22 protein-coding genes are annotated in these 22,154 nt (G+C 63.3%); 12 read left to right on the top strand and 10 right to left on the bottom strand.

The window, feature by feature from the left end; all coding sequences use genetic code 11:
• Positions 1–152 precede the first annotated feature (152 nt).
• Positions 153–2,072: a propionyl-CoA synthetase gene (locus ADADO0_RS21400; protein ID WP_511307203.1), complete on the top strand. Its 1,920-nt coding sequence runs from the start codon at positions 153–155 to the stop codon at positions 2,070–2,072.
• A gap of 14 nt (positions 2,073–2,086) precedes the next feature.
• Here the strand turns inward: ADADO0_RS21400 and ADADO0_RS21395 are convergent, their stop codons facing one another.
• From ADADO0_RS21395 to ADADO0_RS21380, 4 genes are all read right to left on the bottom strand, one after another.
• A complete protein-coding gene (locus ADADO0_RS21395) occupies positions 2,087–3,052 on the bottom strand; it encodes an IS481 family transposase (RefSeq protein WP_511303867.1) in 966 nt (321 codons plus the stop codon).
• A gap of 64 nt (positions 3,053–3,116) precedes the next feature.
• Positions 3,117–3,677 carry a hypothetical protein gene (locus ADADO0_RS21390; RefSeq protein WP_511307202.1) on the bottom strand — a complete coding sequence of 187 codons (561 nt, stop codon included), beginning with the start codon at positions 3,675–3,677 and terminating at the stop codon, positions 3,117–3,119.
• Positions 3,678–3,765: 88 nt separating this feature from the next.
• A complete protein-coding gene (locus ADADO0_RS21385; RefSeq protein WP_511307201.1) occupies positions 3,766–4,077 on the bottom strand; it encodes a hypothetical protein in 312 nt (103 codons plus the stop codon).
• Positions 4,078–4,106: 29 nt separating this feature from the next.
• Positions 4,107–4,415 (bottom strand): hypothetical protein, encoded by a 309-nt coding sequence (locus ADADO0_RS21380; RefSeq protein WP_511307200.1) that lies wholly within the window; start codon positions 4,413–4,415, stop codon positions 4,107–4,109.
• A 67-nt stretch (positions 4,416–4,482) separates the two neighbouring features.
• On the opposite strand from ADADO0_RS21380, the gene ADADO0_RS21375 reads away from it, so the two are divergent.
• The gene (locus ADADO0_RS21375; protein WP_511307199.1) at positions 4,483–5,394 is read left to right on the top strand and encodes an MBL fold metallo-hydrolase; all 912 of its coding nucleotides are present in this window, start codon (positions 4,483–4,485) and stop codon (positions 5,392–5,394) included.
• Between the two features lie 646 nt (positions 5,395–6,040).
• On the opposite strand, the gene ADADO0_RS21370 is transcribed toward ADADO0_RS21375, so the two are convergent.
• Complete coding sequence (locus ADADO0_RS21370; RefSeq protein ID WP_511307198.1) at positions 6,041–6,826, bottom strand: DUF1499 domain-containing protein; 786 nt, start codon at positions 6,824–6,826, stop codon at positions 6,041–6,043.
• A complete protein-coding gene (locus ADADO0_RS21365; RefSeq protein WP_511307197.1) occupies positions 6,820–7,533 on the bottom strand; it encodes an HAD family hydrolase in 714 nt (237 codons plus the stop codon). Before ADADO0_RS21365 ends, ADADO0_RS21370 begins: the two co-directional genes overlap by 7 nt.
• 214 nt (positions 7,534–7,747) lie before the next feature.
• On the opposite strand from ADADO0_RS21365, the gene ADADO0_RS21360 reads away from it, so the two are divergent.
• Positions 7,748–8,935 (top strand): extensin family protein, encoded by a 1,188-nt coding sequence (locus ADADO0_RS21360; protein ID WP_511307196.1) that lies wholly within the window; start codon positions 7,748–7,750, stop codon positions 8,933–8,935.
• A gap of 91 nt (positions 8,936–9,026) precedes the next feature.
• Here ADADO0_RS21360 and ADADO0_RS21355 read toward each other — a convergent pair whose 3' ends face one another.
• Positions 9,027–9,629: a L,D-transpeptidase gene (locus tag ADADO0_RS21355; RefSeq protein WP_511307195.1), complete on the bottom strand. Its 603-nt coding sequence runs from the start codon at positions 9,627–9,629 to the stop codon at positions 9,027–9,029.
• A gap of 310 nt (positions 9,630–9,939) precedes the next feature.
• Between ADADO0_RS21355 and ADADO0_RS21350 the strand changes: the two genes are divergently transcribed.
• Together ADADO0_RS21350 and ADADO0_RS21345 are read left to right on the top strand one after the other, a co-directional pair.
• Positions 9,940–10,146, top strand: coding sequence for a hypothetical protein (locus ADADO0_RS21350; protein ID WP_511307194.1), 207 nt, complete (start codon positions 9,940–9,942; stop codon positions 10,144–10,146).
• A gap of 121 nt (positions 10,147–10,267) precedes the next feature.
• Complete coding sequence (locus ADADO0_RS21345; protein ID WP_511307193.1) at positions 10,268–11,236, top strand: magnesium transporter CorA family protein; 969 nt, start codon at positions 10,268–10,270, stop codon at positions 11,234–11,236.
• Here the strand turns inward: ADADO0_RS21345 and ADADO0_RS21340 are convergent.
• A complete protein-coding gene (locus tag ADADO0_RS21340; RefSeq protein ID WP_511307192.1) occupies positions 11,233–11,982 on the bottom strand; it encodes an SDR family NAD(P)-dependent oxidoreductase in 750 nt (249 codons plus the stop codon). The genes ADADO0_RS21345 and ADADO0_RS21340 overlap by 4 nt on opposite strands.
• 83 nt (positions 11,983–12,065) lie before the next feature.
• A complete protein-coding gene (pdxH, locus tag ADADO0_RS21335) occupies positions 12,066–12,689 on the bottom strand; it encodes a pyridoxamine 5'-phosphate oxidase (RefSeq protein ID WP_511307246.1) in 624 nt (207 codons plus the stop codon).
• Between the two features lie 95 nt (positions 12,690–12,784).
• On the opposite strand from pdxH, the gene ADADO0_RS21330 reads away from it, so the two are divergent.
• The 4 genes from ADADO0_RS21330 to ADADO0_RS21315 all read left to right on the top strand — a co-directional run bounded on the left by ADADO0_RS21330 (position 12,785) and on the right by ADADO0_RS21315 (position 18,388).
• Positions 12,785–13,219: an RT0821/Lpp0805 family surface protein gene (locus ADADO0_RS21330; protein ID WP_511307191.1), complete on the top strand. Its 435-nt coding sequence runs from the start codon at positions 12,785–12,787 to the stop codon at positions 13,217–13,219.
• Positions 13,220–13,300: 81 nt separating this feature from the next.
• Positions 13,301–14,218: a DnaJ C-terminal domain-containing protein gene (locus ADADO0_RS21325; protein WP_511307190.1), complete on the top strand. Its 918-nt coding sequence runs from the start codon at positions 13,301–13,303 to the stop codon at positions 14,216–14,218.
• Positions 14,219–14,396: 178 nt separating this feature from the next.
• Positions 14,397–14,705, top strand: a complete 309-nt coding sequence (copM, locus tag ADADO0_RS21320; RefSeq protein WP_511307245.1) for a CopM family metallochaperone — start codon at positions 14,397–14,399, stop codon at positions 14,703–14,705.
• 386 nt (positions 14,706–15,091) lie between these two features.
• Complete coding sequence (locus tag ADADO0_RS21315; protein WP_511307189.1) at positions 15,092–18,388, top strand: hypothetical protein; 3,297 nt, start codon at positions 15,092–15,094, stop codon at positions 18,386–18,388.
• Positions 18,389–18,458: 70 nt separating this feature from the next.
• On the opposite strand, the gene ctrA is transcribed toward ADADO0_RS21315, so the two are convergent.
• Positions 18,459–19,160, bottom strand: a complete 702-nt coding sequence (gene ctrA, locus ADADO0_RS21310; protein WP_511307188.1) for a response regulator transcription factor CtrA — start codon at positions 19,158–19,160, stop codon at positions 18,459–18,461.
• A 480-nt stretch (positions 19,161–19,640) separates the two neighbouring features.
• Here ctrA and ADADO0_RS21305 point away from each other — a divergent pair, with 480 nt between their 5' ends.
• The 3 genes from ADADO0_RS21305 to ADADO0_RS21295 all read left to right on the top strand — a co-directional run bounded on the left by ADADO0_RS21305 (position 19,641) and on the right by ADADO0_RS21295 (position 22,130).
• Positions 19,641–20,036: a flagellar export protein FliJ gene (locus ADADO0_RS21305; RefSeq protein ID WP_511307187.1), complete on the top strand. Its 396-nt coding sequence runs from the start codon at positions 19,641–19,643 to the stop codon at positions 20,034–20,036.
• Positions 20,037–20,319: 283 nt separating this feature from the next.
• Positions 20,320–20,856: a sigma factor-like helix-turn-helix DNA-binding protein gene (locus ADADO0_RS21300; RefSeq protein ID WP_511307186.1), complete on the top strand. Its 537-nt coding sequence runs from the start codon at positions 20,320–20,322 to the stop codon at positions 20,854–20,856.
• Complete coding sequence (locus ADADO0_RS21295; RefSeq protein ID WP_511307185.1) at positions 20,853–22,130, top strand: hypothetical protein; 1,278 nt, start codon at positions 20,853–20,855, stop codon at positions 22,128–22,130. The genes ADADO0_RS21300 and ADADO0_RS21295 overlap by 4 nt, the downstream gene beginning before the upstream one ends.
• Positions 22,131–22,154 lie beyond the last annotated feature (24 nt).

The following is a 22,154-nucleotide window of genomic DNA, read 5'->3' as shown; positions in this document are numbered from 1 at the left end:
GCCGGACATTGGGGGTGAACCTACCCGAGCGTTTCATGCGAGCGCAATCGCCGCCGCGCGCGACGAAGGTCTTACGCAATCCGCCGGACTTGCCTTGTCGGCGTGCCTGCGCATGTATCGCGGATAACAAAATCCGCATCCGGGGAAACGCCATGTCCGATCGCACCGCCAGCCGCTATGCCGAGGTCTACGGCCAGTGGCGTGAGAACCCGGAAGCATTCTGGGCGCAGGCGGCCAAGGACATTTCCTGGATCGCCCAGCCCCGCGCGATCTTCGACGCCGCGCTTGGCGTCTATGGGCGCTGGTTCGTCGGCGGCCTCTGCAACACCTGCTACAACGCAGTCGATCGCCATGTGGACGCGGGACGCGGCGCGCAGGTGGCGCTGATCCACGATAGTCCCGTTACCGGCTCAGTCCGTAAGCTGACCTATTCCGAACTGCTTGCCGAGGTGCGCACCCTCGGGGCGGCGCTGCGCGAACTCGGGGTGGAGAAGGGCGACCGCGTCGTCATCTACATGCCGATGGTTCTGGAAGCGGTGGTGGCGATGCTCGCCTGCGCCCGCATCGGCGCTGTGCACTCGGTGGTGTTCGGCGGGTTCGCCGCGAAGGAATTGGCGGCGCGGATCGAGGATGCCGCCCCCAAGGTGATCCTCGCCGCCTCCTGCGGCATCGAGCCGAACCGGATCGTCGCCTACAAGCCGCTGCTCGATCAGGCCATTGAACTTGCCGCAGTGAAGCCGTCCGCCTGCGTGATCCTTCAGCGCCCGCAGCTTGAATGCGAACTGGTCGAGGGGCGCGATCTCGACTGGGCCACGCTGCGTGCTGCAACGGCCGCCGCCGGCAAGGGGGCGGACTGTGCCTCCATGGGGGCCACCGACCCGCTCTATATCCTCTACACGTCGGGCACCACGGGCCTGCCGAAGGGCGTGGTGCGCGACACCGCCGGCCACCTCGTGGCGCTGCGCTGGACCATGGAAAACCTCTACGGCATCAAGCCGGGCGAGGTGTTCTGGACCGCCTCTGACATCGGCTGGGTGGTTGGCCATTCCTATATCGTCTATGCGCCGCTGATCCTCGGCGCCACCTCAGTGGTCTTCGAGGGCAAGCCTGTGGGCACGCCCGATCCCGGCGCATTCTGGCGGGTGATCGAGGAGCACAAAGTGGTGGCGCTGTTCACCGCCCCGACCGCGCTGCGCGCCATCAAGAAGGAAGACCCCGACGCCACCCGCCTCGCGGGCCGCGACCTCTCCGCCTTTCGCACCCTGTTCCTCGCAGGCGAGCGGGCCGATCCCGACACCGTCCAATGGGCGCAGGAGAAGCTGAAGGTGCCGGTTGTGGACCATTGGTGGCAGACCGAGACCGGCTGGGCGATTGCCGGAAATCCGGTGGGCCTCGGCCTTCTGCCGGTCAAACCGGGCTCCGCGACGGTGCCGATGCCGGGATACGATTTGCAGGTGGTGGACGAGGCGGCCAAGCCGGTGCCCGCCGGCACGATGGGCTCCATCGTCATCAAGCTTCCGTTGCCTCCCGGTTGCCTGCCGACCCTCTGGCAGCAGGACGAGCGGTTTCGCGAGGGCTACCTCAGCGAATTTCCCGGCTATTGCAAAACCGCCGATGCCGGCTTCATCGACGCGGACGGCTATGTCTTCGTCATGGGCCGCACCGACGACATCATCAATGTCGCCGGCCATCGCCTCTCAACCGGCGGCATGGAGGAGGTTCTGGCCTCGCACCCCGATGTTGCGGAATGTGCGGTCATCGGCGTGAAGGACAGTCTGAAGGGTGAGGTGCCTTGCGGGTTTGTGGTGCTCAAGGCGGGGGATCGCAAGGCGCCGGAGATCATCGAGAAGGAATTGGTCGCCCTGGTGCGCGAGCGCATCGGCCCGGTGGCCGCATTCAAGCTCGCCATCACCGTGCCGCGCCTGCCGAAAACCCGCTCCGGCAAGATCCTGCGCGGCACCATGAAGAAGATCGCGGATAGCGACCCCTGGACACCGCCCGCGACCATCGACGATCCTGGTGTGCTGGACGACATCACGGCCTCGCTCAAAGCCCACGGGCTTGCCGAGTAGCGTTCAGTTGCTGACTAGGTGTTTAGTCCCGGCATTTGATGGATGGGGTCGAGGATGAATCTCTCTGGCTCTGAAGTCCAGCATTTGCAGATGAACTCGTAGGGCGTGAGCCCCCTGAGGGTCTTCAGGCGCCGGCCGAAATTGTATGCGGCGACGAAGTCGGTGAGATGCGTTTCGAACTGATGATGGTCGTCGTAGTGGAAGCGCTTGACGGTCGCTTCCTTGATGGTCCGGTTCATCCGCTCGACCTGGCCATTGGTCCAGGGGTGCTTCACTTTAGTCAGGCGGTGCTCGATGCCGTTCTCTCGGCAGCGCATGTCGAACATATGGGTGATGTAGCGAGCTGTCGGCCCATCGGCGTAGCGAGGCGGAAAGGTGAACTGGATGCCGTTGTCGGTAAGAACGGTATGGATCCGGTAGGGCACCGCGTTGATCAAGGCCATGAGAAAGGCCGAGGCTGAGCTCCGGCCTGTCTTCCTGACGACCTGCACGAAGGCGAACTTGCTCGTGCGGTCAATGGCTACGTAAAGGTACAGCTTGCCCTCGGCGGTCTGCACCTCGGCGATATCGATATGGAAAAAGCCGATCGGATAGGACTTGAACCGCCTCTTCGGCTTCTTGTCGCCCTCCACCTCCGGCAGCCGGCTGATGCCGTGGCGCTGCAGGCAGCGATGCAGGGATGAGCGCGTCAGATGCGGGATCGTCGCCTGCAAGGCATAGAGGCAGTCGTCGAGCGGCAGCAGCGTATGCCGGCGGAAAGCGATGATGATGGCCTCTTCTTCAATCGACAGAACCGTCGATGTCGGCTCTCTCGGACCAGTCGGCAGATCGGCGACCGAGGTCCGCTTCTTCCACTTGGCGACGGTCTTCTGGTTGATCCCATAGCGCTTCGCCAGAGCCCTCAGGCTCTCTTGACTATGCTGTATCGCTCGACGGACTGCCTCAGTCGTCGTGGCGCTCCCGTGTAGAAACTGGCCCATAGTGCCTCCCTCCACTCCCGCGAAAAGACTGCACCATCAAAGCCCGGGATCAAACAACTAGCCTTCATTTGGCGGGCGTGACGACCTGAATCGGGTAGGGCTTGAGGGTCTTGGTGGTCTTCAGGAAGTCGGTGATCTCGGTGATGCCCTGCACGGTCGCCGAGGAGATCACGCCAGTGGTGCAGGTGGCCTGCGTGGCGGATGCGGTGACGATCACATAGTCGCCGAGGTTCTTCACGAGATCGCAGGTGCAGGCGGCGGCGTTCGGGTTGTTCTTGTCGATGATGCAGGGCTTGTCGAGGCACCAAGCCCACGGCTGGTCCTTGCTGCACACCGCGTAGCTTTTCACCGGGGAATAGCGCGAGAAGATCTGCTGTCCCTGCGCGGTATCCTTGACGCCCTGGCAGTCCGCCTGGCTCGCCGAATAGCCTTTGTTCACCGTGCAGGAGCAGGAGACCTGCTTGTCGTTGCCGGGAATCGGCAGGCAGGGTGCGACCGTGCATAGGGCGAATGTGCTCGTGCACGCCTTGAATCCGGCGGTGCTGCCCTGCGCCCAGGCCGGCGGCGCGAGGAGGATCAGCAGGGCGAAGGCGAGCGAAAAGCCGACCGCATAGATGCTGCGCATTGCTGCCTCCAAACCGATGACCGGAGCAAATTGCGCAGATCAAACACGCCCGCGCAACGCCGTTTGGCGTCAGGCGGGCGAGGTTGGATCAGTTCCGTCCGGCGTCGGTACTGGGATCCCAGCAGATGGCGCCGACGAAGCACTGGCCGTTTAGCGTGGGCACCCACTGGGGCTTGGTGACGTCACCGGCCGGGCAATAGCCGACGTCCCTGACATAGCGGTCATAGGTGGTCGAGCCGGTCGCGAGCAGCGCCGCCCCCGAGCGGGCCATCAGGCTCTGGACCTGCTCGCAGCTCATCTTGCGGCTGTCGGGCATGCCCGCCTGCGCAAGCGCCGCTAGCGGCATCAGGCACGCGGCCGTTGCCGCGCACCCCGAAACCCAATGAATGATTCTGGACATTGTGTTCTCCTTGGGAGCGTTCGCCCCGCTCAGCGCCCGCCGCCCAGGTTGCTGGGGTCGACGCAGGTGGAGCCGATGGCGCACTGCTGCTGATCGCTGGTCTGGACCCATTGTTCCTTGGTCACCTGGTCCGCGGTGCAGGAGGCGGCGTCCTTGACGTAGCGATTGAAAATGTTCGGTCCGGTGCTGAGCGTCACGGCACCCTGGCTGTTCACCATGGCGGTGGCTTGCGCACATGTCATGTTGAGGGTGTTGGGAAAGTCCTGCGCGCTGGCGGCGACCGGCGCCGTCACACTGAAGGCAAGCAGAATCAGGGAGAGGCGGCTTGATTGGCGCATGATTGTCCTCCGAGTCGGTGCGTTTCGCTGGCTTTCGATACCATCTGCGTCCTGATAAGGATCGCGTATGAGCGACGATATTCCCTTCAATCGTAAGTTCGACGTTGCCGCAGGGCAGGTGGACCAAGTGACGCCGAACGTAAGGCGTATTCTTGCACCCAATCCCTCGCCGTTCACATTCACGGGTACGTGCACCTATATCGTGGGTCGCGGGCGCGTCGCCATCATTGATCCGGGCCCGGATGATCCGGTTCACGTCGCCGCCTTGCTGGACGCGGTGCGTGGGGAAACCGTGACCCATGTGGTCATCACGCACACTCATCGCGACCATTCTCCAGCCAGCGCCGCCGTGGTGGCCGCGACCGGCGCGACCACGGTGGGCGAGGGGCCTCATCGCCCCGCCCGCCCGCTGCGCGTTGGTGAAGTGAACCCGCTGGACGTGAGCGCGGACGTCGATTTTATCCCTGATATCGTGCTGAAGGACGGCGACGCTATTGAGGGCGACGGCTGGTCGCTGCGCGCCGTGGCGACTCCGGGTCACACCGCCAACCATCTGGCGTTCGCGCACGAACAGGAGAATCTTCTGTTCTCGGGCGACCATGTGATGGGCTGGGCCACCTCCATCGTCGCGCCGCCTGATGGTTCGATGGGGGATTACGTTGCCTCCCTCGAAAAGCTCGCCCTGCGCTCCGAGCAACTCTATCTGCCCGGCCACGGCCCTGCGATCACCGATGCACCGGCGTTTGTGCGTGACTATCTCAAGCACCGCCGCAGCCGGGAGACCGCGATCCTGCGGGGTCTCGATCGTGCCTCCACCATCCCGGATCTGGTTCGCGGAATCTATATCGGCCTCGACCCGCGCCTCGTGGGCGCAGCGTCCCTGACAGTGCTGGCGCATCTTGAGGATCTTGTGGGCCGGGGGCTCGTCTCGACCGAAGGCGAATTTGCTATCGATGCAATTTTCACGCGAGCGCAGTGAGGACCAGCCAATTGGCCCAGCGCGCATAACCTTCGAGCCTCAGGATAGAGTATTAGCTGATTTAGCCCTCCAGGGTTGTGGGTGATTGGCAGGAACGCTTTGCGAATCTTAAGTTAAAGAAGGGCGAATATTTATTTGTCTACGTATTATAAATTGGTATCTCTGCGTAAATAGTGAGCGTGAAACTTTATTGTAGGAATAGGCGTTCAACTTCTCACAGGCCTGCCTATGGGGAGTGAAAAATGTCGTCCATCCCTTCCGTCCTGCCGCTGAGTTTTGGAGTTTGCTGGCTGATGGTTTCATTGGCCTGCTGCGCGGCACTTTGGGGAAGGTCGCCTGTTAAAGACGAGCGATTCCTGGCACCGACACTGGCGGATCATTACGAGCCTTGGGACAATAATCCCGGTCATTGGAAGGTCGCAGCCGCTTTCAATTCGGAAAGCGCACCCGAATTAGGCGTCACAACGTCAGTCGAATTGCCCGCAGCTTTGCCGATTTCGCCGTCGGTGGCATTGGATGAGAGCGCAATGCCCACAACGGTGGTTCCCGGATTGCGCGTGGTCTGGCTAAATCCGCATCCCCGACGTGCGCCGACGCCGGCGGCAAGCCTGCGGCAGGCGCGGTTCGATTCCTACCAGGGGGAGGCTCAGGGACGCTTTCTGCGCTCTGCCGACAAGTCCGCCATCAACCTCGATATACGCCAGGCGTTTTCGCCCAGATCATGAACGCCGTAGCGTGACGCGGAGCGCACATCTACGCGCGCCCCGCGTTGGGTCGGGCGGACGCGGATGACGATGTCGTTGCGAAAGCCGATGATCGGCGTCTGCGCAACGGCCTCGATCTGGCCATCACGGACCCCGCCGCGCGGTGGCACCGCATCCAGGATGTGCCAGCGCCGCGCTTTGACCAAATTAAGCACCGCATTGAAAGCTTCTTCGGGCGTCGCGTCGAGATCCACCGGCTTGATGCCGGGATAGGCCATGCGCTGAAGCGCGCTGGCGGTATCTCCAGGGTAGGTCACCGGGTTGGCCGCGCTTGGCCGGGCGAAGCCCATGGCGCGGTAGCGCGGGGGATCGACGACGTCGGTGGACAGGTCGGTGAGCGGGGGAAGCATGAGGCCACGCGCCAGCACTGCCGCCGGCCCGGTCAACAGTCCCAGCGTAATGAATAGCGCCCCAATGGCCTTGCCGAGCCCGCGCCAGCCGCTCTCCCAGATGCTGATGCAGGCGGCGATAGCGATGAGCCCCGCAACAAGCGCCATGCCGAGCCCCACCGCCAATGTCGCAACCGCCGGCTCAAACGCCAGGAGGTCGGCGCGATAAAGGGCGGCCGCCAGCGCGATGACCGGAATGGAGAACAGCGCCAGCCGCAGGCTCCATGTCGCGAGCGCGGAAGACCGCTCCTCCACATACAGGCTGCGCTTGATCAGCATGCTGCCGTCTCCAGAAGGCGCGCGGGCAAATCGTCGATGGAATCCACCACCAGATCCGCCTCATAATAGAGATGTTCAACCGGCGCAGGGCCAGTGCGCACCAGAATGAATTTTGCCCCGGCGCTATGTGCGGCCGCAAGGTCGTGCGCGCTGTCGCCGACCACCGCCATGGTCGCCGGCGGTAGGGAGAAGCGCGCCGCCACGGCGCTGATCATGCCGGGACCCGGCTTCGAGCCGTATCCCGAGTCATAGCCGTGCACCGCATCGAGATAGGGCGTGAGGCCGAGGGCGTCGGCCTGCTGCCGGGCATTGGCCTCCGCATCATTGGTGACGACCGCGAGGCGCAGGCCGGCCTCATGCAGCCGGGCCAGCACCTGCGCCGGCTGGCCGATGGGCGTGAGGTGCCGCATGCCCGCTTCGCGGAACAGCCGGTCGATCAGGCCAAGGAACTCCGCATCGGCGGGCCGGCCCAGCGTCTGCGCCCAGAGCGGGCCGTAATGGGCGGAGGAACCGGCGACGAGCGGGGAGGAGGGCAGGAAGCGTTCCTCTTCGGGCAGATATTCGCTCACGTCCTCCAGGCGCTTCAGCGCGGCGGCATCGCCTTGCGCCAGCGTGCGCAGAACGAAACCTGCGGAGGGGCCCCAGGTGCGGTCGAAGTGGACGAACGTGCCGTCCTTGTCGAACAGCAGCGCCTTGAGGCCGCGCATGGAAACCCAATCCGAGACACCGGCCGCAGGATGCCGCCGGTCCCGTGCATCAATCACGAGTGGATGGCTTCTTCAACATCGAAGGCGCAAGCGATGCTGGTAAAGCCGAAGGTGAGGTAAAAATCGCCTCTCCCTTCAAGGGCTTGAAGCGGCTGTGGATTCGCTGGGTGCGAGTGCACGCTTCCCTCGCGTCGATCCTGCTTCTAAGATCACCATGATGCGACGTCGATTTCCCGCCCCCTATATGTCGTCCGCAGTGGCGGCAATCGGCCCGGCCACGCGGCGGGGGGGGCTTTCCGCCGTTGCCTTGGTCGCGGGGCTTAGCCTTGGTTTCGAGATGGCCGCAGCGCAGCCGGTACCCACCCCGCGCCCGAATGCCGCTTCCGCCGGTGCGTCGTCCCCGCCCCGCACCCAGGCCCGTCTTCCGATCGCGAACGTCCCCTTTCCCGAGCCTCGGCCGATGGATCTGGGGGATGACGAGATCGAGGAGGATCTGCCCAGCAATGCGCAAGTATCGCTCGGTCAGCCCGCGCCCGGTCAGTCGATGCCCAGTCAGGGTTCACCGGCGCGCGCCGCCTTGCCCCCGGCGCCCGATGCTGCCGCCGCGAGCGCGGAGGCAGCCGGCCTCGCGCCCGGTCAATTGCCCGCCCTGTGCGCCGGGCTGGTTGAACAGCAGACGATCATCGCGGAGCGGGCTCCCCCTGTACCGCAGGCATCCGGCTGCTCGCTTCCGGTGCCGGTTCGGCTGACCGCGGTGCGGCTGGCGGACGGAAATCTCGCGACGCTCAGTCCGGCCGCCACGCTGCGATGCGAGGCCGCTGTCGCCATCGCCGCCTGGATACGCGAGGATATCGGCCCCGCCGCCGCCGCGCTCGGCACGCGTGTTGAGACCGTCAGGGTGGCGGATTCCTACGATTGCCGGCCGCGCAACCGCGTTAAGGGCGCGAGAATGAGCGAGCACGGCATGGGGAACGCTTTCGACACTTACGGCTATACGCTCGCCGACAAGCGGGTAATCGAGGTCAAGAACGGCACCATGCCGATCGACTTCCAGAACGCCATGAAAGACTCTGCCTGCGCGCGTTTCAGCACGGTGCTGGGTCCAGGTTCCGATGGTTTCCACGAAGACCACATCCATGTGGACCTCGCGGTGCGCCGCCTCGACATCAGGCTCTGCCGCTGGAAGATCAAGACGCCAACCCCGCCGCAGGTCGCCCGCACCGAGCCGGCGGGCCGCAGTGTCGTTGCTGCGGCCCCGCAGAGCGAACAGGCCGGGCAAGCCACCGCGAAGGGCGCCGAGGCCGAGCCGGAAGAGGATGAGGCCGCTGACGTGCCGCTGCCTCCGCGCCGTCCCGCAAGCCTCCCGCGTTCCAGGCCGGTAGCCCCAGCGCCCAGAACCTGAGACGCCCCAAGATCTGTGACCCCCGAGGCCTGAAAAAAGAAAATGCCCGGACGAAGCCGGGCATTTTCAGATCACCAAGGTGGCGCAGCGTTTAGAGAACGACCACCGACGCGCCCACCGGCACGCGATTGTAGAGGTCGATCACGTCCTCGTTCAGCATGCGGATGCAGCCGGAGGAGATAGCCTGCCCCAGCAGTTCCGGCTGGTTGGTGCCGTGGATGCGGAACAGGGTGTCGGTCTGGCCCTGGTAGAGATACAGCGCTCGGGCACCCATGGGATTATGCGGGCCGGGGCCGACATAGGAGGGCAGGCCGGCGATGCGCTGGTGGATTTCCGCCGTCGGGGTCCAGCTCGGCCATTCAGCCTTGCGGCCGACCTTGGCATCGCCACGGAACGCGAGGCTCTCTTCGCCCACGGTCACACCGTAGCGGATAGCGCTGCCGTCGCCCTGCACGAAGTACAGGAACTTCTTGTCGGTATCGACGACGATGGTGCCTGGCTTTTCCTTGCCGGTGTATTCGACGATGTGCCGGGCAAACATGCCGTCCGGCTTCACCTTGGGATAAGGCGCATTGGCAAGCAGTTGCTTGTCGCGAGGCTTGAGGGAGGCCTCGGGCGCCGCTTGCTGCACCGAGGTCACACACCCCGCCAAAAGAAGTCCAAGCAGGACAGCCGCGATCGTTCGCAACGTCATATCCGCCTCGTAAGAATCATGGTGAACGAAAACGCGAGTTGGTTCCGATTAGCGGAATGCGGGCCCGCCTAGAAGGGGCCACAAAGCCGCCTCTGTGCGGTGCGTCAAAGACGTGGCAAAAATGTCTCAACCTCTGCCCTTTCGTAACCCGTTAACTGGTCGTTGGAAGGTTTGGGCAATGCTTCCCACTAAGACCTTGGTGCCGTCGCTGCATCTGCACAGTTTCGACGCAGTTGCACACCATCTGTCTGAGGTCTTCACAAGACGGCGCTTCTGTTTTAGGCAGAGCGCCTAAGTAAGGGAGTTTATGATGTCGAATGTCCAAGGCGTGCAGGAAAAGTCCGTGCGCGCGGAAGCCGGCAAGGACCACTTCACCGTCCAGTCGGAGCAGTGGCGTGAGATCGGGATCACGGCTGTTGCCGCTGCCGCCCGTTATGCCGGCCAGGCGAAGTCGACCGCCGGCGCTGAGCCGAAGAAGGTCGTAACGCTTCGCGATATCGAACATTTCGCGGCCTGATTTTTCTCGTTTGATCGCCTGATCGACCGGCGGCACTGCTGCCGGCCTGGATTGCCGCTCAGGGGCACCCACATGGGTGTCACCGAGGCAGGGCGCGGTGCCGGGGCTGGCGAGGACGGACATGCTGGTTGCTTATGTGGTGTCCGGGGGCGCTTTGCGCCCCCGATCAGTGGACCCCGGCGCGGAAGCTCCCGCCGATGCGGTCTGGCTCGACCTCGTTTCTCCTGAGAATGACGAGGATAAGTTGGTCGAGCGCGCGGTGGGCGTGGAAGTGCCCACACGCGAAGAAATGCGCAAGATCGAGCCTTCCAGCCGTCTCTATACGGAAGGCACCGCGCGATACATGACGCTTTCGGTGCTGTGTGGCGGGGATGCCGACACGCCTTACGTTACGCCTGTCTCCTTTATTCTTGCCAACGGCAAGCTGGTCACTGTGCGCTACGCCTCGCCGCGTCCGTTCACGACTTTTGCGGGTCGGATGGAAAAGGCCTGCCCGGCCAACACCACGGGCGAACTGGTGCTGGTCAATCTGCTGGAATCCATCGTCGACCGCACCGCTGACGTCCTGGAGCAGTCCGGGCAGGATATCGAGCGCCTGTCCAAGCGCATATTCGAGCGCGACGGCAGTCGCAACCGGGATTACCGCGCCATTCTCACTCATGTCGGACGCAAGGAGGGACTGACCTCCTACGCCCGCGAGGCGCTCAATTCGCTCTCCCGCCTTCTTGCCTTTCTCGGAACCAGCGGTGATGGCGCGCCGCTCAAGGGCGACCTGCAGGGCGACATCAAGAGCATGTCGCGGGACGTGCAGGGGCTTTCGGATTACGCGAACTTCCTCGCGAACAAGCTTCAGTTCATGCTCGACGGAACTGTCGGCCTGGTGAGCCTGGAGCAGAACAACATCATCAAGATATTCGCCGTTCTCTCGGTGGTGTTCATGCCGCCGACGCTGATCGCCTCGATCTATGGCATGAACTTCGAGCACATGCCGGAGCTGCATGTCGTGGCGGGCTACCCGGTGGCGCTGGTCGCGATGGTGATCTCGGCGATCACCCCCTACCTGTTCTTCAAGTGGCGCGGCTGGCTCTAAACGTTCTGGCCGCCGTCGATGTGGATTTCCGCGCCGTTGAGGTAGGAGGAGGTCTCAGTGCACAGCACATAGATGATCTTCGCCACCTCGTCCGGCGTGCCGAGCCGGCGCAGGGGGATGTCCGCGACGATCTTGTCGGTGCCCGGAGAGAGGATGGCGGTGTCGATCTCGCCCGGCGCGATGGCGTTCACGCGCACGCCGCGCCGTCCGAAATCCCGCGCCATCTCCCGTGTCAGTCCAGCGAGCGCCGCTTTTGAGGTGGCATAGGCCGCGCCCGCGAACGGGTGGACGCGTGAGCCGGCGATGGAGGTGACATTCACCACCGAACCGCGCGCCGCCTCCAATTCGTTGATGAGGCCGCGTGCCAGGAAGATCGGCGCGAAGAAATTCACCTGGAACACATGCATCCAGGTTTCGCGCTCGGTGTCGAGCGTGCCGAGCCGCACGCCGCCGGCGCCTTTGGGCGAGATTCCCGCATTGTTCACCAGCGCGTGCAGTTCGCCATTGGGCAGGCGGCTTCGGATCTCGGCGATCGCCGAATCCATGTTCGTGGGGTCGGAAAGATCAATCTGAATATGGTCCTCCGGCCCCGCCGCCCAGGGGCACTGCTCGGGAAAGGCATGGCGCGAGCAGGTGATCACGCGCCAGCCGGCGCTGGAGAAACGCTTGACGGTGGCATGGCCGATGCCACGGGAGGCTCCGGTGAGCAGCATGGTGCGTGGCGACTGGTTTGAAGCTGGGGCCATGGGCTCTCAGGTGTTCGGCGCCGCAAAAAATGGCGCGGGCATCAGGGCATTGAGCAGCACAATGCGCGCCGCCGCGTCAAGGATCACGGGAAAAGACGTGTCTTGTCCCATTCGGCGGTCGCGGTCTCGCGCTTGAACACCACGCGGTCGTGCAGGCGGAACGGGCGATCGTGCCAGAATTCCACGGCTCTCGGCACCACGCGGAAGCCGGTCCAGTGCGGCGGACGGGGCACGCTGCCTAACCCATAGCGCGCAGTGGTGGCCGCCACCGCCGCTTCCAGAGCGAAGCGTCCCTCCAGCGGGCGGGATTGCTTGCTCGCCCAGGCACCGATCTGCGACAGGCGCGGGCGGGTGGCGAAATAGGCGTCGGCCTCCGCGTCGCTGACACGCTCCACAGGGCCGCGCACCCGGACCTGGCGGCGCAGCGATTTCCAGTGAAACACCAGCGCCGCGCGCGGCTGGCCGGCAAGCTCCGTGCCCTTGGCGCTTTTGGTGTTGGTGAAGAACACGAAACCCCTAGGGTCAAAGCCATTGAGCAGCACCATGCGGGCATCGGGGAGACCCTCGGCATCCACCGTCGCGAGCGTCATGGCGTTGGGATCGTTCGGCTCGGACCGCTTCGCATCCTCCAACCATGCGGCAAACAAGCGAAAAGGTTCGCCGGCTTGCGTGAAATCATCTGATGTTAACGGGTTTAGGGCTTCCATGGAGAGGTCGGACATGCGTAGGGGCCTTTGCCGTGCGGCGTCATCTGGTACGTGTGTTTCCGGGTCGCGCCGCGCGGCTCTTATATAGGACGGCCATGGGCACGCGCCCAGCGGGCTGTGCTGGTCTTCTGCTTTGCATGCTGCTGCTGCCGGGTTGCGGCGCCATGCAGTTCGGCGAGACCGCTGATCCCATTGTCACAGGCTCCATCAAAGTCCAGCCGGTCTCACTGCCGGTGCCGGCGGGCGATGCGCCTCCCGGGATCGCCACCGGCGATTGGGCGCAGGCGAAGATGGCCCTGGAGCAGGCGCTGTCCTCCCGCGATGCCGCACCAAGTATTCCCTGGGACAACGCTAAGACCGGCGCGCGCGGCACCGCCACGCCGCTCGGGACGGCTGCGGCGGACGGTTGTCGCGATTTCCGCATCGGCGTGGTGGACACGCGCGGCGAGCATTGGGTTCAGGGTTCGGCCTGCCGCGACGCCAAGGGGGCGGTCAGCCTGTCGCAGGTGCGGGTCCTCGGACGCGCTTGAGCAGCGCCGTTGCAATCAGGCAACATATGCCTACATGAAAGGTGCGGCTGGCCGGAAGGGCCCGCCCCGAGGTGATTTTGCATGCGTGATCCATACGACGTTCTCGGCGTTTCCAAGGGCGCCGACGAAGCCGAGATGAAGCGCGCCTACCGGAGGCTCGCGAAAAAGCTGCATCCCGATGCAAACACGTCGGACCCAAAGGCCAAGGACAAGTTCGCGGAACTGACCGGCGCCTACGACCTGCTTTCCGACAAGGAAAAGCGGGCCCAGTTCGACCGTGGTGAAATCGATGCGCAGGGCAAGCCCCGCATGCCGGACTATGCCGGCTCCGGCGGTGGTGCGCGCCAGCGGCCGGGTGGCTTTCCCGGCTTTGAAGGCGACAGTGGTTTCGAGAGTTTTTCGTTCGGCAGCGGGCGCCGGTCCGCTGGCGGATTTGAGGATCTTGGTGATATTTTTGGTTTCGGCCGCCAGAGCCGCGCAGGCTCCGCGCCCCAGCCGGGTGCCAATATCGAACTGACGTTGTCCGTGGGCTTCGAGGAAGCCGTTGCGGGGGCGAGCAAGCGCGTCGTGCTGCCGAACGGCAAGCAGATCGAGGTCAAGATCGCCGCCGGCACGGTCGAAGGCCATCGCATGCGGCTGAAAGGGCAGGGGGAGCCCAGCCCCATGGGCGGGCCGGCGGGCGATGCCTTCGTGACCATCGCTTACGCCGCACATCCCCAGTTCATCCGCGAGGGCGAGGACCTGCACTACAAGGCGGAGGTGCCGCTGGAAGACGCGGTGCTGGGCGCCAAGGTGCGCGTGCCGACGCTGTCGGGGGCGGTGGACCTCAACATCCCTGCGTGGACTTCGAGCGGGCGGACATTCCGCCTGCGCGGCAAGGCACTTCCGAAAGCATCCGGCGGTCACGGCGATCTGCTGGTCAGCGTGAATGTGGTGCTGCCGGCGGCCCATGACGAGGAACTGGAAGCCTTGATGCGCAAACGGCGCGGCGAGGCCTGAGACGCTACGCCGCCGCCTTTTGACGGCCCTGTGACTCGCGGGGGCGGACACCTTCCCTAGGATCGACACGCCGCAATTCGCGGCGTGTCGCGTCTCGGAGGATCCCGCCATGAAAGCCACCTTCCGTCGTCCTGTGATAGTGGCCGCCGTTTTCGTGATGGTGAGTGGGCTCGCGCCCATGTTCGCCCGCGCACAGATGGCCCACGACCACGGCGCGTCTGCCGCCGTCGTTGTCCCCTCGACCGCCGCTTTCCAGGCCGCAGCCACAAAGATGCACAAGGATATGGACATCGCTTACACCGGCGATGCCGACGTGGATTTCGTGCGCGGGATGATTGGGCATCACCAGGGCGCGATCGAAATGGCCAAGGTGGAGCTGAGCTATGGCAAGGACGCGCCGATGCGCCAGCTTGCCCAGAATATCATCGCCGCACAGGAAAAAGAGATCGCCGACATGCGCGCCTGGCTCGCCGCCCGTGGAAAATGAAGGATGATGGGGGCGGCTATCCAAAGCCAATGATTGTGCCGCGCCGGCTGATGGCTCCCGCTTCCCGCCTCCTTGTTCAGTGAAGCTTGGGGTCTCCCAAGCGGCATAGCGGCTTTGCGGTCCGCCGCGCGTCCCAGGCAAAGCTTGATCTTTGCCTTAAAAAACAAAGCCGGCACAGCAAGATCATCTTAACCCTTTGATTATGAATCAATTTGCCTTTCGCGAATCGTTACGCTTTAGTTCAAGCGCCGAGTGTCAATCCGTCTGAAAGGGCGGAAACGGGCATTTTGGGCTGAATGGGCTGTCGCGGGGCCAGTTTTCGCTGATGCGGAAAACCGGCTTTGAGTTGTGCGCTTCCCTTTGCGTTGACGATCCAGGGGGCCCTCATGACGACACTGAATGTCACGCTCACGCAAGCACTGAAGACAGAGTTGTCGCAAGATGGCGTGTATTTTCAGGTCGTCGTCGTTAACGACCACGTTGTCGATACGGTTCAGGTCTACTCGGGCGGTACGCTGGGGCCGGGGCAACTGCCGATACCCGAAACGGTGTCCTTGGATCTGCCGGCTGAGCTGACGAGCGGCAAAGTCTATTTTGTGATCCAGAGCGTCACGCCGGGCACGGCGGCGTACGCGATCACGCAGGAAAGCGACATCAGTTGGACGTTGGCCGCGACCAATAGCTTCCGATATGACAGCTTCGAGGTGAACCTCAGCGGTGCCGGTGGTTTGAACGATGTGGGCAACCTGACCTCCGTGGAAGGCTTCGGCATTCCCATGGACCTCAGCGTGCCCAACCACACCGCCGACGGCACGGCCTATACCGACACGCGCGGCTACGCCGTGAGCGGCACCGACATCTTCAATCTGATCACGGCGACGAGCGCGGACACGACGGTGTATCCGTTCGCGCAAGGGCCGCTGGCAACGTCTCCCCCAATCGACCGGATGGGCATCTCGCCGACCCAGGCGGTGGGGCTCACGCCCCCGAACCCGGCCTTTCCGGCAAGCGATTGGAACACCTACGTTCAATCCCTGCAGGGATCGGCCGCCGCTGAAGTCCAACTCGCTGGGTTCTTCAACGGTGCCGCCGACGCCAACGGCGTCTACCACAATGGCGGATTCTTCAGTTACACGCTGGAGTGGGATTCCGCCCAGAGCGTGTTCTGGCTGAGCCCAACCGCGAACAGCCAGATCAAGGGCTATATCAAGATCACGCCCACGGATCTGGAGAACAGCATCTATTCGACGCTCGGAAACGTCCAGATTTACGCTGATAAGAGCGATTCCGATCCTTACATCATCTACAAGAACACCAATGTCGACGGCAATCCAGCCGACATGAACACGGGTGACAACAACCAGTGGGGCAAGGTTCTCGCCCAGTTCCTGACCGGGTTCACTGCCGGCTATTACGGGGTGACGGGGCAGTCCGCCAACAGCGAGGCCACGACTGTCGATCTGAATAAGAATTGGAACTGGGACCCCACCTACGCATTCGGCAGCAATCTGTCCGATGGGCAGACGCCGATCAGGGTGGATGAATATTCCAAACTGTTTTTCTACAATTCCAACTCATACGGCTCGGGCTATTCCGACGCCCTCATGAGCCAGTACAGCGTCGGCGGCCCGCTCATATCGGTCTACGACCCTTTCACGAGCAATGATGTCGCGAACATCAATCTGACGCTGTATGCGGACGGGGAGACACCGTCTGGGTATGTCGCGCCGAAGATTTATAATTATATCGCGGCGCCTGGAGGCTCGAACCGTTATACCGTGCCGGTGTGGGACGCTGCCACGAGCCTGAGTTCCGTAACGCTGAATTTTCTGGACCGAGGTGTGGTTCTGGGCGACCAGACACCGATCTATTTCAAGATACTTACCGGTTATGACGGCTCCGGAAATCCCATCTGGAATACGGTGCAGCTTGGCTCTGACACGGTTTCGCCCTGGCAGCATTGGAGCATCAGCTATTCCAATGGGGCCTATCAGGTCACCTCGATCGGTACCGAGCCCACCGGCAGCCTGCTGATCGACAAATTCCCGACGTCCGTCAGTGGCACCTCCTGGTATGAGATCGTGGTCGGCTCGGAGGCCACGGCAAAAACCTTCAATCTCTACATCGACACCAATGCGAGCGGCCAGTTCGAGGATGGGGCCGGGGACATCGCCATAGATGGTCTCGCGACGATCGCGGCGGGAGCGGCCAACACCAGCCCGAATTCGCTTCTGACGTTCACCGTCAATTTCGTGGACGGCGACACCACGACATACGATCCCTCGCTTGCGTATCAGCTCAATGACGCAAGCTATGCCGGAAGCGCGCCGAACGCGCCGGTCGCCGGCACGCTCGACGGTTCGACGTTCACTGCTATCGCTGGCCAGTCGAACCAGATCACAAACTCGATTGTCAATCTGGGGCAGGGCGAGATCGCATTCGCCTGGACCGGCGATAACAGTGACGCCGGTACGACGTCGTGGATCTCCGGCCTCACCAACAAAATCAACGGGCTCAATGTCGCCCTGCTCAACATCACGCCTACGACCGGCGATGATTATTTCGCACCGCTTGCCGCCCAGGCCGACGTGGACGGGCAGTGGAAAACCAACGTGATGCAGCAGTTCGGCAATGGCACCTACAACATCACGATGACGGAGTACGACCTCAACGATTCCAGCTTCTCAAATCCGCTCACCGCCGCCAGCAGCCTGCTGACCATCCAGGTGAACATGGCGGACCTTCATCTTCAGAGCACGACCAGCGGCACCGGGGTTCAACTGACGCCAGGGCCCAGCACCACAACCGGAAATTGGATCGCGCTCGATACGGTGTCCTCCAGCCTGCCGCCCGATGCCACGCTCATGCTCTATGCCACCGATGCCTCCGGCACCATGCTCGGCCGCGACGGGGCGCCGACGACCAACCTGGAAGACGCCGTTCTGGGCTATGTCGGGGCGGTGAAGAGCGACCAGGGTGCGTCTACGCTGATCGATGGGCATCAGATGGTGTATCTGGGCGTTGATCAACAGCTCCATTTCGCCCTGATGTCCGGGGAGAACGTGATCGATACCTCACCCGTGGTTCAGGTCACGAACGAGAGCGATGGCTCGGTTCACCTCAACGTCGGCGGGGTGGAGATGACCGCCGTCACCGAGAACACGCTGTCGAATTCGGAGGTGCTGGCCAACGTCCAGCGCATGTACGACCTGCCGCTGGTCTATCTTCAGCAGGGCGAAGCTTTCGACGTGCAGGCGACCGGCAGCTCCGCCAATACGAACACCTTGGGCTTCGTTCATTTCGACATCAACTTCGCCACCGGCGAGGTCAGCGTGGGCGGTGTCGCGTATGGCGACACGCCGGCATTCCAGGCCGCGGTGCGTGCCAATCTCGATGCCGGATATACCTCCGCAGACGGTCAGCACGGCGGTGCTGCCTTCGACACGACCTCGGTCTGGACCGTCGCTGGAACAGACGGTTTTTATGCCCCGGTCCTTCTGACCCAGTCGGGCGACCTGTTCGTGGTCGGCGACGCCAACACCGGCGGGAACGAATATATCCGCACCTTCGGCGCCAACACTTTCGGCTTCGAGGATCTCTCGTCGCTCCAGGGTTCGGACTTCGACTACAACGACATGGTCATGAAGATCACGCCGCACACCGTGGCACCCCCCGACATGTGAGCGACGTCATTTTACGCAAACAAAAAGGGCCCCGCGAAAGCGGGGCCCTTTTTCGTTGGGATGAACTTGTTCAGACCGCGATGCGCTCTGCGCCTGCCATGGGCTCGCGCAGCACATACCCGCGTCCCCACACCGTCTCAATGTAATTCTTGCCGGCAGAGGCGTTCGCCAGCTTCTTGCGCAGCTTGCAGATGAACACGTCGATGATCTTCAACTCAGGCTCGTCCATGCCGCCGTAGAGATGGTTCAGGAACATCTCCTTGGTGAGGGTGGTGCCCTTGCGGAGCGAGAGCAGCTCCAGCATCTGGTATTCCTTGCCGGTCAGATGGACCCGCGCGCCTTCGACTTCGACGGTCTTGGTGTCCAGGTTGACGATCAGATCGGCGGTCTGGATCACCGACTGCGCATGCCCCTTGGAGCGGCGGACGATGGCGTGAATGCGGGCCACCATCTCGTCTTTATGGAACGGCTTTGTGAGATAATCGTCGGCGCCGAAGCCGAAGCCCTTCACCTTGTCCTCGGTGCCGGCGAGGCCGGAGAGGATCAGGATGGGCGTCTTCACCTTCGAGACCCGAAGGTTCCGAAGAACCTCGAAGCCGGACATGTCGGGAAGATTCAGATCGAGAAGAATGATGTCGTATTCATATACCTTCCCGAGGTCGATGCCCTCTTCCCCGAGATCGGTTGTATAAACATTAAAGCTCTCGGACTTCAGCATCAGCTCGATGCTTTGGGCCGTCGCACTGTCGTCCTCGATGAGCAAGACGCGCATGGCAATCCCTTTCCTCGCACCAAGTCGAAAGACGGCATGCCGCCTTAGATGTGCTCAGGCCACAGTGTGATTCGCGCTACGAATGGTGAATCGATAACCGAAACAGATTCTACCGCACAAGACATTTGCCTAAAAACTTTGTGCATTGCGCTGAAGACTAGATTCCACGCCATGCACAGAGGTTTTTTGCATTTAACTTGGCCGCACGTTCCACACTACCCCCGAGCCCCGGGAGCTTCGTCCGATGTTCGCAGATCAAGCGCATTGGGCCTTGCCCGCCGCCTTTCCCTTCGCTGCATCGTCCGAACCATGGATGCATCATTAATGAAGTGGGTAAACGATTGGTTTCCACGGGGCCTGTGTCGCAATTTTTTCGCCTTAGGGTCGCGACGGTAAGAAAAGGGCAACGCGTCCGCGTCATCCTAAGGGCAGGGACCTCCTCCGGGGTCCTACATCGTGTGCTTCGGAGTATTGCGTTCCATGAAGTCGCGTGAACCCCTGATCCGCGCCAAGCGGTTCCAGACCGAGGATGCGCGCCGTCGCCTCGCGCAGATCGACGGTATGATCGCCGAATTCGACCGCATGTCGGGCGAGCTTGAGCGTGACATCTCGGCTGAAGAATCCCGGTCCGGCATTTCGGACCCCCGGCATTTTGCCTATCCTCCGCTCGCCGCCGCCGCGCGGCAGCGCCGGGAGAACCTCAGCCGTTCAGCCCAGGATCTGCGAACGCAGCGCGATGAGGCCTTCGCGGCTTTCGCGGACGCAGAGGCGCAGCTCCATCTCGCGGAGTCAGCGGGGGAGCGTGAGCGCGTAGCGGAAAGCGAAGCCATCGAGCGACGCGCTGCCTGGCGGCAGGGCGAGCCTGCGCGCCTCTAGAGGTTCGCGCTTTGGTTGCGGTGCGGTCGATGTCTCGACTTTGTCTGCTTCCGCAAACATAATAAATTCAATGCGATAGCGCGAACTGCATACGTGAGGCGGCAGGCGGAGGTTTTCGCGTGTCGTTCTACGCTTCGCTGCGATGGTGCGCCAACCTATAAATCACTTTAATACAATTTAAAATATTGTTTTATCTCAATTGGTTGACGGTGGGTCTTAATGTTCAAGCAGTGCGCTAATGCGCTGCTTGAACAGGCTGTATCGTTGCCGGACCGGGTCGCGCGTGAGCAGTCCAGATACGATAAGGGATCTCCTCACCTCCGCTTCAAGCGGAGACCGGACGGCGTTTGCCGAGCTTTATCGGATTACCGTGCCGCGTCTTTATGGTGTTGCTCTGCGCATCCTGCGGCGGGAGGAATTGGCGACGGCGGTTCTGCGGGACCACTTCGTCGCGCTTTGGAGCGATGCAGGTCAGGTCGCAGAAATGCACGATCCCCTAGCGGTAATGGTCGCCCGCGTCCGTACCTCCGCCCTCGACACCGTGCGGGATCTTCCCGAGAGCGGCCTTTCGCTCGAACCCTTCGAGGTGGACGGCGAGGTGGAAGATCCGCTGGCCCGCCCGGAGCGCAGCCCAGACCTGGAACTCTTGCTGGCCTGCCTTGGGCGACTGCCCGAGGAGCGTCGGCGCATGGTGCTCCACGCCTATTACGACGGGTGGAGCCGCGACAGCCTCTCTCTTTATTGCGACGCGCCATCCCATGCAGTGAACACCTGGATGTGGCGGAGCATCGGTGAACTCGACCTGTGTCTCTCGCCATGACATCCGTCGAGGAAGATCGCCGCATCGCGGCCGAATATGTTCTCGGCACGCTCGATGCCGCCGAGCGCACGGCCCTGCGGGCACGAATCGCCGATGATCCTGCCTTCGGGGCGCTGGTGCGCATGTGGGAAATGCGTTTCGCCCCGCTGCACGAACTTGCCGTCACCGCGCCCGCACCGGTGACGCTTTGGAACGAAATCCTGGCGGCGCTGCCGGTCGAACCCGTCGCGGAGGAGACGCCCGCCGAACCTCCTTTGGAGGAAACGGCCGAGAATGCGGACCCATCCCCGGCAGTCCTGGACGACGCGTCCACGTTAGATTCGCCCGTATTTGATAAACCTGAGCCCGATGCGCCGGCTCTCACTGAGCCTCTGGCCCCCCTCCCGGAGGACGTGAGCACGCCCGCCGGCACCCAGCCGGAAGATGGGCAAGCGGACAGCGCGCCGCTCGATGTGCCTGAAGATATATCGACAGATGCCTTCGCGCCGATCGAGGACGAGCGGCCGGAGCCGCCGGCGGTTCATTCGGCCGATGATGCCGTGATCGACGAAGCGGTACTGCTCTCGACGCCGGACGGGTTTGCGGCCGGTTTGCCTCCTTCAGAGCCCGCCGCTGGAGAATCGCAGGCGGGAGAAACCATAGAGTTGCCCTCCGTCGGAGAACCCGAACCGGAGGCCCCGCCGGCTGAACCCGAAGCCTCGGTCGTGCCGCCGGAGGAGACGGTCGTGCGCGTCGCTGCGCTGGAGGAAGAGGCGGTCCCCGCTCCCGAGCCGGAGAAGCCGCCGCCCCCGCGTCTTATCACCCCCGCACCTCCCATCGTCGCGCCCATCGTCGATGAGGAGCCGCACCGCAATCCCTGGCGGATCGCCAGCGGTCTGCTGGCGCTCGCGCTTCTGGCGGGTGGGATCGTGGTTGCCTATCGCGAAACCAAGCGCCCGGTTCCGCTTGGCTTCTTTGCCGTTCTGCATCCCCAGCCGGCGGCAGGCGTCGCGCTGACCGTGGAGCCGGCGGCCGGGATCGTCTCCGTGCTTCAGGTGCCGGAGGCTGCGCCCGACGGCATGCGTTATAATCTGTGGGTGTCCTCTCCAACCCTCGGAACCCGCCGCATCGGCGCCTTCCGGGAGGCGGGCCGGGTCCAGACCCGCGAGTTCGCACCGCTCGGGCGCGCCGCACTGTCGGAGGCGACCTTGATCCTGACCTTGGAGCCCGAAGGGGCGGATGCGGCCTCGCCCACGGGCGAGACGGTGTTCTCGGGGCGGCTGGTTCCGAGATAGTCCACACCGCTTGGCGTTTCGCGC

It is taken from the genome of Aquabacter sp., from assembly GCF_965279295.1.
GTDB lineage: Bacteria > Pseudomonadota > Alphaproteobacteria > Rhizobiales > Xanthobacteraceae > Aquabacter.
Note: the sequence above shows the minus strand (reverse complement) of the source record. Positions and strands in the feature narration are given on the sequence as shown.

Bases quoted from the DNA above. Each gene is read 5' to 3' on its own strand.
- ADADO0_RS21380 (WP_511307200.1), bottom strand. From the start codon at position 4,415: ATGCGCCAATCAAGCCGCCTCTCCCTGATTCTGCTTGCCTTCAGTGTG.
- ADADO0_RS21385 (WP_511307201.1), bottom strand. From the start codon at position 4,077: ATGTCCAGAATCATTCATTGGGTTTCGGGGTGCGCGGCAACGGCCGCG.
- ADADO0_RS21315 (WP_511307189.1), top strand. From the start codon at position 15,092: ATGACGACACTGAATGTCACGCTCACGCAAGCACTGAAGACAGAGTTG.
- ADADO0_RS21360 (WP_511307196.1), top strand. From the start codon at position 7,748: ATGATGCGACGTCGATTTCCCGCCCCCTATATGTCGTCCGCAGTGGCG.
- ADADO0_RS21340 (WP_511307192.1), bottom strand. From the start codon at position 11,982: ATGGCCCCAGCTTCAAACCAGTCGCCACGCACCATGCTGCTCACCGGA.
- ADADO0_RS21305 (WP_511307187.1), top strand. From the start codon at position 19,641: ATGAAGTCGCGTGAACCCCTGATCCGCGCCAAGCGGTTCCAGACCGAG.
- ADADO0_RS21375 (WP_511307199.1), top strand. From the start codon at position 4,483: ATGAGCGACGATATTCCCTTCAATCGTAAGTTCGACGTTGCCGCAGGG.
- ADADO0_RS21400 (WP_511307203.1), top strand. From the start codon at position 153: ATGTCCGATCGCACCGCCAGCCGCTATGCCGAGGTCTACGGCCAGTGG.
- ADADO0_RS21345 (WP_511307193.1), top strand. From the start codon at position 10,268: ATGCTGGTTGCTTATGTGGTGTCCGGGGGCGCTTTGCGCCCCCGATCA.
- ADADO0_RS21370 (WP_511307198.1), bottom strand. From the start codon at position 6,826: ATGCTGATCAAGCGCAGCCTGTATGTGGAGGAGCGGTCTTCCGCGCTC.
- pdxH (WP_511307246.1), bottom strand. From the start codon at position 12,689: ATGGAAGCCCTAAACCCGTTAACATCAGATGATTTCACGCAAGCCGGC.
- ADADO0_RS21395 (WP_511303867.1), bottom strand. From the start codon at position 3,052: ATGGGCCAGTTTCTACACGGGAGCGCCACGACGACTGAGGCAGTCCGT.
- ctrA (WP_511307188.1), bottom strand. From the start codon at position 19,160: ATGCGCGTCTTGCTCATCGAGGACGACAGTGCGACGGCCCAAAGCATC.
- ADADO0_RS21390 (WP_511307202.1), bottom strand. From the start codon at position 3,677: ATGCGCAGCATCTATGCGGTCGGCTTTTCGCTCGCCTTCGCCCTGCTG.
- ADADO0_RS21365 (WP_511307197.1), bottom strand. From the start codon at position 7,533: ATGCGCGGCCTCAAGGCGCTGCTGTTCGACAAGGACGGCACGTTCGTC.
- ADADO0_RS21295 (WP_511307185.1), top strand. From the start codon at position 20,853: ATGACATCCGTCGAGGAAGATCGCCGCATCGCGGCCGAATATGTTCTC.
- ADADO0_RS21325 (WP_511307190.1), top strand. From the start codon at position 13,301: ATGCGTGATCCATACGACGTTCTCGGCGTTTCCAAGGGCGCCGACGAA.
- ADADO0_RS21355 (WP_511307195.1), bottom strand. From the start codon at position 9,629: ATGACGTTGCGAACGATCGCGGCTGTCCTGCTTGGACTTCTTTTGGCG.
- copM (WP_511307245.1), top strand. From the start codon at position 14,397: ATGTTCGCCCGCGCACAGATGGCCCACGACCACGGCGCGTCTGCCGCC.
- ADADO0_RS21330 (WP_511307191.1), top strand. From the start codon at position 12,785: ATGGGCACGCGCCCAGCGGGCTGTGCTGGTCTTCTGCTTTGCATGCTG.
- ADADO0_RS21350 (WP_511307194.1), top strand. From the start codon at position 9,940: ATGTCGAATGTCCAAGGCGTGCAGGAAAAGTCCGTGCGCGCGGAAGCC.